Annotated in this window: 11 protein-coding genes and 1 other RNA gene; 1 reads left to right on the top strand and 11 read right to left on the bottom strand. The window is 51.1% G+C overall.

All coding sequences use genetic code 11. From position 1 onward, the window contains the following. Positions 1–153: 153 nt before the first annotated feature. Complete coding sequence (locus DTHIO_RS04460; RefSeq protein WP_008869158.1) at positions 154–4,953, bottom strand: PAS domain S-box protein; 4,800 nt, start codon at positions 4,951–4,953, stop codon at positions 154–156. Between the two features lie 358 nt (positions 4,954–5,311). On the opposite strand from DTHIO_RS04460, the gene rhuM reads away from it, so the two are divergent. Next, on the top strand, positions 5,312–5,578 hold the full coding sequence (gene rhuM / locus DTHIO_RS04455; RefSeq protein ID WP_208596364.1) for a RhuM family protein: 267 nt from the start codon (positions 5,312–5,314) through the stop codon (positions 5,576–5,578). Between the two features lie 266 nt (positions 5,579–5,844). On the opposite strand, the gene ssrA is transcribed toward rhuM, so the two are convergent. The 10 genes from ssrA to DTHIO_RS04410 all read right to left on the bottom strand — a co-directional run bounded on the left by ssrA (position 5,845) and on the right by DTHIO_RS04410 (position 13,960). Then, positions 5,845–6,207: a transfer-messenger RNA gene (gene ssrA / locus DTHIO_RS20340) on the bottom strand. A 45-nt stretch (positions 6,208–6,252) separates the two neighbouring features. Beyond that, positions 6,253–6,915, bottom strand: a complete 663-nt coding sequence (locus DTHIO_RS04450) for a TVP38/TMEM64 family protein (protein WP_008869156.1) — start codon at positions 6,913–6,915, stop codon at positions 6,253–6,255. 30 nt (positions 6,916–6,945) lie between these two features. Further along, on the bottom strand, positions 6,946–8,688 hold the full coding sequence (gene recJ / locus DTHIO_RS04445) for a single-stranded-DNA-specific exonuclease RecJ (protein WP_244156303.1): 1,743 nt from the start codon (positions 8,686–8,688) through the stop codon (positions 6,946–6,948). Then, entirely contained in the window at positions 8,685–9,542 is an 858-nt protein-coding gene (locus DTHIO_RS04440; RefSeq protein ID WP_008869154.1) for an HDOD domain-containing protein, read from the bottom strand. The genes recJ and DTHIO_RS04440 overlap by 4 nt, the downstream gene beginning before the upstream one ends. A gap of 525 nt (positions 9,543–10,067) precedes the next feature. After that, a complete protein-coding gene (locus DTHIO_RS04435; RefSeq protein ID WP_008869153.1) occupies positions 10,068–10,928 on the bottom strand; it encodes a tetratricopeptide repeat protein in 861 nt (286 codons plus the stop codon). Beyond that, positions 10,900–11,649, bottom strand: a complete 750-nt coding sequence (pyrF, locus tag DTHIO_RS04430) for an orotidine-5'-phosphate decarboxylase (protein WP_008869152.1) — start codon at positions 11,647–11,649, stop codon at positions 10,900–10,902. The genes DTHIO_RS04435 and pyrF overlap by 29 nt, the downstream gene beginning before the upstream one ends. Continuing rightward, positions 11,639–12,262, bottom strand: a complete 624-nt coding sequence (gene gmk / locus DTHIO_RS04425; RefSeq protein WP_008869151.1) for a guanylate kinase — start codon at positions 12,260–12,262, stop codon at positions 11,639–11,641. Before gmk ends, pyrF begins: the two co-directional genes overlap by 11 nt. Continuing rightward, complete coding sequence (locus tag DTHIO_RS04420) at positions 12,252–12,533, bottom strand: DUF370 domain-containing protein (RefSeq protein ID WP_008869150.1); 282 nt, start codon at positions 12,531–12,533, stop codon at positions 12,252–12,254. Before DTHIO_RS04420 ends, gmk begins: the two co-directional genes overlap by 11 nt. A gap of 6 nt (positions 12,534–12,539) precedes the next feature. Then, complete coding sequence (locus DTHIO_RS04415; RefSeq protein ID WP_161598632.1) at positions 12,540–13,409, bottom strand: YicC/YloC family endoribonuclease; 870 nt, start codon at positions 13,407–13,409, stop codon at positions 12,540–12,542. 8 nt (positions 13,410–13,417) lie between these two features. Next, positions 13,418–13,960, bottom strand: a complete 543-nt coding sequence (locus DTHIO_RS04410; RefSeq protein WP_008869148.1) for a DUF4416 family protein — start codon at positions 13,958–13,960, stop codon at positions 13,418–13,420. Between the last annotated feature and the right edge of the window lie 50 nt (positions 13,961–14,010).

Raw genomic sequence — 14,010 nt, 5'->3', positions numbered from 1 at the left:
TGACCCGACTGCACAGCCCCAATAGCCGTAGGCTGCAGTATCCTGCATACTTGAAAATAGCCTTATCCAAGTCTTTTAACCGTAATGGCTGCAAACCCCAAACGAGTATGATGTGTTAAAAAAATTACAGAAAGCAAGAACAAAACATTCAGATTATATTTTGCTGTCAAGTAGACCCTTCAGGGACTGCACAAGGTTTATCAGCAGATTCTCTAAGTGCCGGCTTTCCTGCTTTTTAGACTCTTCATGCACTTCTGTGGCCTGATGCGTTATCCTGTTGATACACAGGGTGCCAGTGGCTCCTTTCAGCTTGTGGGACAGCCGGTTTATCTCCTGAACGTCTCCTTCTTTCCAGGCTCTCTCAAGACAGCTTATGTAAACCTGGGCTTCGTTATGCACAAAGTCACCCATCATCTCCCGCCATATTTGCGTATCACCCATAAAACGTCTGTAAACCTCATCCATATCCACAACATCGTGCAACTTTGCATCCAAAGCAGTCTGTTCTTTTTGATCTTTTGACTGTCCTGCCTGCCATGAGTAAGCCAGCCTTTGTATTTCCTGCTTCAATCCTTCAGGATCTACAGGTTTGGACACATAACCGTCCATGCCTGCCTCAAGAAAACTATCTCTTTCTTCCTGCATGGCGTAAGCGGTTAAAGCTATTATGGGAATTCTGTTCTGGGATTGAGGGATTGGGGAATTCAGAGATTCAGGGATTGGGGGATTTAGGGATTGAGGGATTCGCTCTCCCACTTTCTGTCCCCTGTCTTCTGTCCTCTGCTCCATGCCCCTTGCTCCATGCTCCATGCTCCACGCCCCTTGCTCCATGCTTCTTATCTGCTGCGTGGCCTCCATTCCATCCATGCCCGGCATCTGTATATCCATGAGTATAAGATCGAAACTGCCCTCTTGATACGCCTGCACCGCTTCCTGACCAGTGTAAGCCGAATGCAGCCGGTGACCATCCTTTTCAAGTACAAAGCGGATATAATCATGGTTGAGCTGCACATCCTCGGCCAGCAGTATATTCAGGGGAGCAGGCCTACTCTCTTTTGGCTCTGTTTTTTGAATACGCCCTGCCGCATGCTTCTGGCCCACAACCTCAAAAGGAATTTCAGCAACAAATGTGCTGCCCTCTCCAGGAGCGCTTTCAACATTTATGTTTCCACCCATCAGCCGGGTTAGTTGCCTGCAGATGGTCAGCCCCAGGCCTGTACCCTGGTGGCTCTTCTTGAAAGAACTGTCCGCCTGGGTAAAGCTCTCAAAGATATCTGTCAGCTTATCCTCCGGGATGCCCGGACCAGTATCCTGCACCTCGAACCTGACAACCTGCTTAGAAGAACCATCCTGGCTGTCAGCAGGCCTCGCTCTCAATGTCACCTGGCCATGACTGGTGAATTTCACAGCATTGCCCACCAGGTTGCGCAGTATCTGCTCCAGGCGACTGGCATCCCCCAGAAGATTATCCTGAACTCCCGGGTCAAGGCTTTTGGACAGCCTGACGTTTTTATTTTCTGCCTGAGCTGCGTATAGACCCTGCACCCTGTCCAGCACAGCAGACAAGACGAACTCCCGGCTGCTGAGCTCCATCCTGCCGGCCTCTACCTTGGACAGGTCCAGGATATCGTCGATGATCCGCTGCAGGGACCTGGCCGATTCCCGGGTCATATCCATTATACGCCTGCCGTTTTCGCTGCTTATCTCTGATGCCAGCATCTCCATGGAGCCCATGATTCCAGTCAGCGGAGTGCGGATCTCGTGGCTCATATTGGCCAGAAAAGTTGATTTGGCCCTGTTGGCAGCTTCAGCCTGCTCCTTGGCCTGGATGAGTTCCTGTTGGGCCTTTTCCAGCTCTGAAATATCTATAGACACCCCGAGCATCCCCATCCTGCTGTACAAATTAAAAGGATAGACAGTGAACAGGGCCGGATACTTCTCCCCGCTTTTGCGCACCAGCCATACCCGGCCATGCCAGGGCTGGTTCCGGGCTACCGCAGCATGGATCTCTGGAACCTTTTCAAAATTCTCCTCAGAATGTAGCATGAAAACCGATTTGCCCAGCACCTCCTCCTTGTTGTAGCCCAATATATTTTCTGCGCCCGGGCTGAAATCCCGAATCAAGTGATCCTGCTGGTCATTGGCAGGCTCAGTAAGCACAAATGAAACATTCTGCGCAGCTTTCAGAATCAACTCCAGCTTCTGCTGTTGAAGCTTCATCTCCGTGATATCCCTGCCTACACTCTGGATCTCGACTATGTCCCCGCTGTCGCTGAATATGGCACTGTTCTCCCAGTGCATCCAGTAAAATCCGCTGGGAGTCACCAGTCTGTGGGCTATCTGCACTCTGTGTGGATGCTGGTGAACCTTCTCCAGATTTGTCAGAAGATATTCCATATCCTCCTCGTGCACGTAAGGAATAAAGGGACTTCCCAGAAGTTCTTCCCTTTTTTTGCCAAAGATACGGCAACAGGTATCGTTGACATAGGTAAACAGGCCCTCCCTGTCTATTCTCGCTATGGCATCATGCTGGGATTCCACCAGGCTGCGGTAGCGCTCTTCGCTCTTTTTAAGGGCTTCCTCCGCCAGCTTCCGGCTGGTAATATCCCGCAACTGCTCCACAATCTTGACCACTTCCCCATGCTCGTCCACAATAGGTACACTCCGACAGTTAAGGTAGATATCCAGCTCCGGGATATACTTCTCCAACTGAGCAAGTTCTTTAGTGCGCAAGGCTGTTCTGGTGGCGCACTCCTCGCATTCCCTTTCTTTGCCTATAAGCTCGAAACACTTTTTGCCTCGCACCTCATCCGGCGTCTTATTCAGGACCTGGTATCCAGTCTTGTTGTAGCGCTCGATACTGTGATCCGGGTACTGTATAGCCAGTATATCCGGAATGCCGTTGATAATGGCTTCCAAAATATTAACCTGCTCTTTCAGTTCCTGCTCCAGCCTTTTACGCTCGGTTATGTCCACCCCTATTCCCAGCACTCCTTTTATCCTGCCATCTCCACCGGCAAGTGCGGTTTTTATAGTCTGGAGCATATGCTTCCGGCCATCTTTAAAGGTAACTCCCTCTTCAAAATGACAGGGATCGTGTCCATTTAGCACCATATCATCGCTTTTTTTACATGCAGCCAGTTCATCAGATGTCAGGCTTACAGAATCAGTGCCGAGCCCGGTGTTTTCCTTGAAATAACTGTTGACCAGCAAGGGCTTCTGATCATGATCCATCACCCAGATACCTATAGGTGCATTGTCAAAAATTGTGGACAGCAGGTACTGGTTTTCCCGAAGTGCGCTTTCAGCTTTTTTTCTGTCTGTGATATCCCTGTAATACCAGACTCTGCCGTAATAATCACCACTTGGACCGGATATGGGGGAGGAGTAGCGCTCAAATATTTTTCCGTCTGCCAGGACAATTTCTTCACAACTCTCCTCCGTTTTGTTGTTGCAAAGTTCATGAATCCGCCTGACAAATTCATCAGGATAGGCCAGTTTGGAAAGGACGTGCTTTAAAGCTTTATCTGCTGATTGCGAGGACATAATACTGTCAGGCAGTTCCCAGAGTTCAGCAAAGCGCTGGTTGAAAGATATGATCTTATCATTCTCATCAACAACCATAATCCCGTCCGGTGAAGCTTCTAACTGAGTCTTCATTAAGATGTTTTGAAACATCAGCTCTTTTTCGGCTTGTTTCCGTTTAGTAATGTCCTGCACTCCAGCCAGATACCCTGTAAAATTTCCATCCTGATCAAAAATGGGCGAGGATGCTAAAAGAGTATATATACGCCTGCCGTCCTTGTGTATAAACTCAAATTCAAGCTGCTCCCTGACCCCATGACGACAGCGTTCCAGATTTTTCCGGGCGATGCTGACGGCCTGTTCGTCCATGAAATCAAACAGGTGCCTGTCCAGCATCTCTTGCACGCTGTATCCCAACATCTCGGCCATGCTGTTATTTACAAATGTGGTGTAGCCATCCTTGTCAATCTGCCATACGCCTTCATTAAGGTTTTCAACCAGCAGGCGATACTTCTCTTCGCTCTCTTTCAGGGTGGCCTCTGCCTCCTTAAGTTCGGTAGTGTCCACGATACAGACCAACACACTGGAATAGGTCTCTTCATGCCCCGGGGCTACCGACCAGTGCACTTGTACCTCCAGGGGCTTCCCATCCAGGGTGAGGTGCTTATTTTCCACAAACAGCTCTTGTCTGCCCTCGGCTATGGCTATCGGGGCTTCTAAAAAGCCTTCAATGGACGCCTCTGAAAATACCGTGGTGATTCCGGAGAAAAACTCCTCTTTGGAGCTGGCGTGATACCTTCTTAGTGTGACCTGGTTGACATCCACAACTTTTACCAGGTTGGCCAGCTCCTTCACCAGATCCGGGTTTTCTCGCAAGTAAGCCCGGAGATCAGGTATGCCCTGGGCCTTGAGGGAATCAATTCGCTTCTTGACTTGAGAAAAATCCTGCTCCCACAAAGATATGGGAGAGGCCTCAAAAAGCTGGCGATACTTTCTTTCTTTTTTCTTAAGCTCCTCCTCGGCCTGCTTGCGATCTGATATATCTGTAACAAAGACCTGATAATTGCCGACATTTCCATCCTTGTCCCGTACCGCCTTGGCATTCTTGGATGTCCAGAAAATGGTTCCGTCTCTGCGGCGCATCCGACATTTATAATTTACCAGTTCCTCCTTTTCGCTCAAAAGACGTTTGAACTTTTCTCGGTCATCAGCATCGGCATATAATTGTGACGCAATGTCCGTAACCGACTCCATCATGTCCTGCGGTGAATCGTACCCGAACATTCTGGCCAGGGCGGGATTGACAGAGAGTAACCTGCCCTCCGGCGTAGAAGTGTAAATTCCTATGGGGGCGTTCATGAGGATGTCGTGGGAATTTTGGAAACTGGCCGGGCCGGGATGATCTTGTTTCTTGGAAGGTCGGGTCATAATCAACTCGTAAAAGAAAAAAGATTATCATGAAGGGAAAGACTATGCGTTTTTTCTGATCGTATGCATAGATTAATATGCCGCTGAAAGCAACAACTGAAATGAAAGCTGATTTTTTGAGCAGGATAAAAGAAGCGGCAGGAATCACGACGGGTCAGTCTATATTGACGGCCGGGCAGATTATGACAGGATTGCCGGGCATCATCTCTTTCATGTTAATCATGACCATACGACAGATTCTGATGTTTCTCTCAAGGATGAAACAGTCTGGCTTACCCAGGCGCAGATGGTGGAGTTATTCCAGAGGGACAATCGTACAATTTCCGAACACGTCCGAAATGTATTCAAGGAGGGCGAGTTGAGCGAGCAGGCAGTTGTCCGGAAATCCCGGACAACTGCCGTTGATGGTAAGATATGCCAGACAAATTACTATAACCTCGACGTTGTGATTTCGGTTGGCTACAGGGTGAAATCCCTGCGCGGCACCCAGTTCCGCATCTGGGCCACGCAGATTTTGAAGGAGCACCTGGTGCGGGGCTATACCCTGAATCAGCGGCGTTTGGCTGAGAAGGGCATCGAAGAGCTGAAGCAGGCCCTGGCTATTGGTGGCCAATACCCTGGGTAACTGGCGAACTCATCAGCGATGAGGGCCAGGCTGTGCTGGAGCTTGATCTGGTTGTAAGTAAGGTTGGTAGCCATAATCTGACCTTAAAAATAAAAGAGGGGTAAGCAAAAAAAGCAAGTTTTCTTTATTGAAAACTTACCCCTTCACTTACCCCTCTCTTTTCTGGACGTCATTAATTTTTATTAAACTTACTTAAATCTCTTTAAACTAACAATCTCTTGAATTTCAATTGGTTATTTAAAAAATAGCTTGTTTTTTTTATACCCTGGTGGAGGCGGCGGGAATCGAACCCGCGTCCGAGAATGTTCAGCACAAGGTTTCTACAGGCTTAGTCCGGATTTAATTCTCGTTTTCAGGGTTGCCTCCGGACAGGCCCCTGAAAACAAGTTCCGGTGAGGTCTCGCCCTTCAAGCCCCGGAACAGAGCATGAAGAGCCAGCCTGATGGGGGTTTGGCGCTTCCGTTTCGCTTATCAGGCGTCAGCGAGTGGAAACGTGACCGCTCTAAGCGGCCATTGCGTATTCGTTGTTCTTGGCAACTAATTTTTTGCCGCGTGTTTAACGAGGTCCCCGCGGCACCTCGGCCTGCAACCCTGGCCTCTATCATCCCCGTCGAAGCCATGTCGCCCCCTGATCTGTCAGGTCATCAATAACTAATATAATATCAGGTGAGCACTTAGCAAGTGTTTTTTAAAATTTTTTTCTGGATAAATATACCTCCCAGGGAGAAGACAACCAGCAGCAGCAGGGGCCAGACGGTCTGGAAAGAGACTATGTTGTTGCCCGACTCATGCACATGGTGTGTGGCGTTATGAACTGCCGTGGTATATATGTAGCCCTTGAAGGCAAAACCCAGGATGGTGCTGTAAATATAGGCGGCCAGGGGAATCTGCAGGATTCCGCAGCTGAAATTTATCAGCACATGGGGAAAGCCCGGCAGGGAGCGCATGGCCAGCAGCTGGAAAAAGCCTGAATTTTTACGCAGCAGGGAAAAGGCCTGGGTGCGGGCGAATTTTTCCCGTACGGCAGTGGACAGGTATCCGGTAAAATAGTAAGCACCGATACTGCCCAGTGCTCCTCCGGCTATGACCATCAAAGTCGCAGGCCACGGGTGATAGATTACTCCCAGAATCCAGATGAAGAATGCCGCCGGCATGGCAATGGTGTACAGAGAGCCCATGGCGAAAATGAACACCACAGGGGCCCACCAAAGTTCTGCCAGGCTTTCAGCCCTGGCGATCTCCCGGCTGAGATCGATTATCCCGCTTTGCTGCAGGTACAGGCCGGCTAAAAGAATAATGGCCAGGATAAGTACTTTTAAACTGCTTTTAGAGTACATTGGTTGCTTTATCTGAGTGAGAATCCCTTATCAGGACACTTCCAGAATTTCCCTTATGTTCAGCCTGATGCTCACCAGGCCCTGGTAAACGTTTATCCCCGGGGTATAGGCCAGTGTAAGGTTTTTGCCCTTGAGGCTTGTTTCCTTGAGGTTGCGTCCCTGCCTCCAGAACTGTCCGCGAAGTTTTACCCCGGATTCCGGGTCCTTGAGGTCGAACCTTACATGCTTGTCTTTTCCAAAAAGGCTTTGATCCAATACCTTGAGAGGAGGAGACAGAAAGACAGGCCTGGGATTTTCCGGCCCGAAGGGCTGCAGGAGTTCGAGCTCCTGGAGAAAGTCCGGGGAGAGCTCGTCCAGTCCCAATAAGGCATCCAGGACAATTTCTTTTTGATGCGGCCCCGGACCTATGCATTCACTTATGACACGGCTGAAGCCGGTGCGCAGCTCCTCCAGATTTTCTGGTTCCAGGCTGAGGCCGGCTGCCTGGCTGTGTCCCCCGAATCCGGTCAGGTGGCTTTTCAGGCTGCAGAGGCCCTGGTATAAATTAAAACCGGAGATGCTCCTGCCGGAGCCCTTGATAAGGCCGTTTTCCCGGGTCAAAACCAGGCATGGCCTGTAAAACTCCTCCACCAGCCGGGAGGCTACTATCCCCAGCACCCCCGGATGCCAGTCAGGATCGAAAAGTATGAGTCCTGAATCATCTTTATAATTATTTGCCTGCTGCCTGGCCATATCCAGGATGGTTTCCTCGGTCTTTTTCCTTTCGTTGTTCAGGGTGTTGAGTCTTGCGGCAATAGTGCGGGCCTGCTGCAGGTCACGGCATAAAAGCAGTTCCAGAGCCTGGCAGGGATCATCCAGCCTGCCAGCGGCATTTATCCTGGGGCCCAGGGCAAAGCCCACCTGACCGGCGCCGATACTATCCGTCCCGCCCAGACCGGATGCTTCTTTCAGGGCATAGATCCCGGGTCTTCGACCTTCACTGAGAAGCAAAAGACCGTTTTTGACCAGGATGCGGTTGGCCCTGTCCAGAGGGACCAGGTCGGCTATGGTGCCCAGGGCCACCAGATCCAACAGATCCCGGATGTCCATTTGTGGCCCGGGGAGGGTTCTGTTCAGGGCTGCAGCCAGGAAAAACGCAGAGCCTACACCGGCCAGGCCTGGATAGGGGCACGGGCTGCACTGGGGGTTTACTATGACGTTTGCAGGAGGCAGCTCGCTTCCGGGAAGGTGGTGATCCGTGAGGATCACATGCATACCCAGTTCCCTGGCCCTGGAAATCTCGCTGTGGTGAGATATGCCGCAGTCCACGGTGATCAGGGTTTTGATACCTTCTCCAGCCAGTTTTTCCATGCCGGCCATGTTCAGGCCATAACCATCCTGTACTCTGTGAGGCAGATAGCAGCGGATATCTATTCCTTTTGACTGGAAAAAATCCTTGAGCAGAGCTGCCGAAGTGATGCCGTCCACATCGTAGTCGCCCCAGACAGCGATCCTGTTTCCAGAGTCGTGAGAAGAGGCTATGAGATCTGCTGCCTGCTGCAGCTGGGGCCAGTCCTCCAGGGGCTGCAGGTAGCGAAGACCGGGGCTTAAAAAAAACTGCATTTCCTCCAGGCTGGTCATGCCTCTTTGATGCAGTATGCTGCACAGGGCAGGGGAGATTTCCAGATCTTCCGCCAGTCTGGCAATGTGTGCAGGGGAAGCGCTGGTCTGGATGAGCTTCCAGTTGACGCGGGAGTTCCAGGTGTTGTTCATAACCGGAGAGGTCCTTTTCATGCGGCAAACATCTCTTTTAGTTCCTGCATGGTGTTTCCGGCAATGATGTCCATGGCCGTATTCCGGGTGTCACCGGGGTTCAGCCCCAGAACCTGGTGCAGGTCCTGGTCAATATCATGAAGTGAATCCGCACGGATAGAGTGTTCCATATTGTTGGCCAGGCAGAGAATCCTGGCCTTGTCCCTGAATTCACTGGGAGCAAATTCGGGCCGGTGATGCCAGTTGACTGGCTCAGTCAGGGATTCAGGCAGGTGCCACAGTTGAAGCACCATGGCCCCGATGAGGGCGTGGTCGATGCCCCAGTACTGCGTCTCCACCAAATAATGAGCTCTTTGTTCCTGTCTGGCCTGTGCATCGATTTCTGCCCAGACACGGGGGGCGTATAGGGCTGTAATAATTTTGCCCAGGTCATGCAGAAGCCCGCAGGTCATGAGGTCCTCTGCATCGCGGCGTCCGAGCATGATGGCTGCCTCTCTGGCCATAAGGGCTGTAAAGCTCTGGTGTTCCCAGTAGACCTGAAGGTCCAGATCCTGGTGCCGAACCTTCCTGGAAAGGGCACCCACACTGATACTCAGGATTATTCTGCGCAGATCGGAAAGGCCCAGCAGAGCCACTGCCCTGGATACAGACGAGATTCTGGCCTCAAAGCCGTAATATGCGGAATTGGCCCTGCTGAGCACTTTCGTGGTCAGGGACTGATCCGAGGCCACTGTACGGCTGATGCTGTCCAGGGAAAAGCTGGAGCTATGCTCAGTCTTGTAAAATATCTCCCGCAATATGGCCGGTGATACCGGGAGATCATCCTTGACCCTGGTCAGGCTGTGTAGAAAATTCTGGCCCTGTTCCTGGTTCATAAAAGGTAGTAACTCTTTGTAAGTTGTAAGCGGAGAAGTAAAACTCTAAAGCGGGCTTTGCCCGCAATCCAATAAAGAAAAGAACTTTTTTGACAGGATTAACAGGATTAAGAGATTGATGAAGAGAAAATCATCTTTGTCCTGGCCGGAAGCCAGGCCAAAAGGTTATCCTGTCAATCAATGCCCGCCACGCTTCTTTGGCGTGGTTAATCCTGTCTAAGGCCTGCCACGCGTCCTGCCACGCTTCTTAGCGTGGTTCGCGTGGTTATTGTTTTTTATGACAAGGTTTCAGCAGTAAGCCACTAAGTATCGGTTCTTTAATTGGAACGATACACCTCAGACCCTCCTTAACCGTATCTGTTTAGCGCTTTTAAGGAAAGCAGGGGACAGGCACTCCGGGACCCACTTGAGCATCATTTTGTGCTTAAAATATCTCATTTTTTGGGACAAGTGGGTCCCGGAAGAGCCAGTCCCCATGCCACATGCATAGCGCTAAACAGATACCCTTAACCAAACAGTAACCATTCAATTTGATTTTTCAGCTGGTTCCTGCCTGCTTTTTTTGCCGAGAGCCTGCTTTATTTTCGCGTCTGCGTCCTGGGGGAGCATGTTGTGCTTTTTCATGTACATTATAAATTTTTTGGCGTGCTCCATCTCCGGGTTCAGTTTGAGCGTTTCCAGTAAATGTTCAAATGTCTTGTCGTATTTCTTGAATTCAAAGTAGGCCCTGGCTACATTGTAGTGCAGATTTTCATCATTTTCCACCATGTCTAAGGCCTTGGTGTAGTATTCCAGGGCCTGCTGATACATTTTCTGCTTGCGCAGGTTGATGCCGAACTCATTGAACAGATGCTTATGTTCATCCTCGAAAGCTGCGTCCAGCTTGACCAGTCGCTCGAATATATCCTGGGCCTTTTCCTTTTCTCCCCGCTCCAGGTAGGTCAGTCCCAGCCCGAAATTGGCCCGGATGTTTTCAATGTCTACTTTCAGGGCATTGTTGTACTCGAATTCGGCGCTGTAGCTCTCGCCTTTTTTGCGGTGCCTGTCTCCGCGGGCGATGGTCTTGTTGAGCTCGCGCATCTTGGGGAATACTGTGTAGGTGTAGAACTCGGGCTCAGGTGAAAATTTCTCCAGGATTTCATCCCTGGGCACTATCTTTTTGGGCCCTGATGGGACATAGTTTACGTTTAGAGGCTGTATCTCCACGTTTTCATCGTCCAACTGGTTTACGTACCAGTACATCTTCTGGACGGTCTTTTTCTGAGTGCTCCCGGTACCCACTTTGACCAGGTTCTGAGTGGAAAATACTCCCTGGATCCTGGATTTTTCTTCTTCTGGTGCCCCGGCCCGGCCGTTATCAGGCACTTTCTTTTCCGTGTCCGCCATAAGCTGCTCCTTGCAAGTTCGCTGACAGTTCTCGTCTGATCTGCATCAGGGAATCCAATGGGTCCCGGGATGCAGTCACCGGGCGGCCTATAACCAGGTGCGTGGCCCCGGCCTCCATAGCCATGGAGGGCGTGACCGCTCTTTTTTGATCTTCCAGGTTTTCACCAGGCCTGATTCCCGGTGTGACCAGGCAGAAGCCTTCCATGGCACTCTTTTTGATACCGGCAGCTTCGCCACCGGAACAGACAACTCCGTCCAGCCCCCATCTTCCTGCCCTGGAGGCCAGGTCCAGCACCACATCATAAAGGCTTCTGGATTCCGGCCAGGGCAGGTCTGACCTGTCCAGGCTGGTGAGCAGCGTAACCCCCACAAGAGCCGGGCGGGAGCGTGCCTGGAAATCTCTGCCGTCTCTGGCGTCAATGGCGGCGTTTATCATTTTCTCTCCCCCGAGGAGATGCAGGGTAAGCATATCCACGCCCAGGTCAATGCAGTTGTTTACGGATTTCCGGACAGTATTGGGGATGTCCATAAGCTTCAAGTCCAGGAAGACATTGTAGTCGAGATCTTTGATTTCCTGAACGATTCGCGGTCCGCAGGAAGTAAACAGCTCCAGGCCTATTTTCACCCAGTCAGTAGCCGGCCTCAGGGTGCGGGCCAGGTCCAGGGCCTGCTCACGGCTGCTGACATCCAGGGCGACGACAACCCGGGGTTCATGAGTCATAGTGTACTCCAGAGGCGATTTTCCGGGCAAGATCCGGGCGTATAAAGGGTCTTTGCATTTCAGCCAGGACTATGGCCTTTAACCGGGCATAGGAGGAGTCTAAATCGTCATTAACAAGCCAGTAATCAAAAAAGTCGCTTTTGAGCATTTCGCCGGCAGCGTTTTGAAGGCGTTTTTCCACTGCCCCGGCAGTATCGCTTCCCCGATGCATGAGCCTTTGCCTGAGGTCATCCAGGGAGGGAGGAAATATAAAGATATAAGCTCCCTGCTGCAGGTTGTTTTTAATCTGCCTGGCCCCCTGGATATCCACATCCATGATCAGGCTGCGGCCTTCCTGGATGCTTTCCAAGACCTGCCGGGCGGGTGTGCCGTAGAAGTTGCCGTGCACCTCGGCCCATTCAGCGAAAAAATTTTTTGCTATCAGCCCCTGGAACTCATCCTTTTGTACAAAGAAGTAGTCTTTGCCGTGCACTTCATTTTCCCTGGGCTTCCTGGTGGTGTAGGAAACAGAAAAGCCGAATCCGGGATAATCGCGGCACAGCATGCGGATCAGCGTGCTTTTGCCAGCACCCGAGGGAGCGCTTATAACCAGGAGTATACCCTTAGGATTCATCTCTGGCCTCCAGTTGTTTTATCCGCTGGGCCATTGTCTCCGGCTGTACAGCCGAGAGAATAACATGTCCCGAATCCATGACCAGGATGGACCTGGTCTTGCGGCCCTGGGTGGCATCGATGAGCATGTTGCGCTCCCTGGCATCCTCCCGGAGCCTGCGCATGGGCGATGAACCCGGATTGACAATGGACACCACTCTGGAAATGATGACGCTGTTGCCGTAACCTATGTTCAAAAGCCTGAACCTGGTCTTGTAGATATTGCTGTCCATGAATAGCTACTCCAGGTTCTGGGCCTGTTCCCGGCATTTTTCCAGTTCGGTTTTGAAATCCACGGCTATTTTGCTCATTTGAGTGTTCTGGCATTTGTTGGCACAGGTATTTATCTCCCTGAAGGCCTCCTGGAGAAAAAAATCCAGTTTGCGGCCCATCTCGCCGCTTGTTGCCACAAGCCCGTGCATGGAGTCCAAGTGAGCCCTGAGCCTGGTTATTTCCTCGGAGACATCAAGCCTGTCCGCCATAAGGCTCAGTTCCTGAAGAAGCCTGTTCTGGTCGGCCTCCACATTTATTTCCCCCAGAATCCTGTCCACCCTGGAGCGCAGTTCCTGAAAACGCTGGTCTGTGTTGCCGGCCGCCAGGTCCTCAAGCTGAGCAAGGCTCGACTTGAGCCTTGTGATACGTTCCTGCAGGTCCATTAAAAGCTGTTCACCTTCAGATTTCCTGGAATCATTCCACTTCTGCAGGGCTTTTTCCAGGCAGGTTTCCAGGTCAGACAGAAGCTCTTCATCCATGCTGGATGATTTTTCCTGCCACATGGACTGCATGCGCAGCAAAACATTTAGATCCGGCTTGAATTCATAACCGGTGCTGGAGGCGAATTTTTTGAGCTCTTCTATCATGGCCATGGCTTGAGGGTGGTCAAATTCCAGGCCCAGCTTGTCAGGGTCCAGAATGCGCATGTCAAGATATATTTCCACACGGCCCCTGGAGGCGTATTTCCTGAGGATTTTTTCCCACCCGGTCTGCCTGTAAAAAAGGGCAGGGGGGATCTTCCACTTTATATCCAGGTGGCGGCTGTTGACGCTTTTTATTTCCCAGTTCAGGTTCCACTGGGCCTTTTCCATAGAGGCGGAGCCATAGCCGGTCATGCTGTGTGTCATTTTGTCTGGGATGCCTTTTGTAATTGTTTGCGGTAACTGGTCCTGATTTCACGCAGGTGTGTCTTGATTTTCTCCGAGGCATAATCCGGAAAGGTCCAGGGCAGATCCACCCAGTCCCCCCTGGTAAAGATCAGGGTCAGATCAGCCCAGATGCCCTGATCCAGGTAGATGCGATGGGTAAAATTCTTGCCGGTTGCCAGGACCAGACGCTCCAGGGTCAAAAGCCCCGGATCCAGGTTGAAAAGGCGCTTATCGTCACGCAGCCAGTCCTGCTCCAGGCTGTTGGTGACAAGCTTTATTTCCGGCAGCCTGTTAAGTTCCACCAGGGGATAAAAGGTATATATGCGCCTGAAAATGGGCGTCCCCAGTTCCTGGTTGTAGTAATCTGTTTCCGTTAGAGGAATATAGGGACTTTCGAAATCCACACGGCCGAACCGCAGGCTCAGGGCAGGCAGAAGTTCTTCCTCAAAGAGTTCCCATCTGGAACTCAGGATGGACAGAAACAGTTTGCCCGGCCCGGGTATTTCCGGGTGACTCATAATACAGGTACACCTGTCACACCCGGGGTGGACAGGATGTTTGGTCTTAA

It is taken from the genome of Desulfonatronospira thiodismutans ASO3-1 (assembly GCF_000174435.1).
Classification (GTDB): Bacteria; Desulfobacterota; Desulfovibrionia; order Desulfovibrionales; family Desulfonatronovibrionaceae; genus Desulfonatronospira; species Desulfonatronospira thiodismutans.
This window is presented reverse-complemented; position numbering and strand designations above follow the sequence as displayed.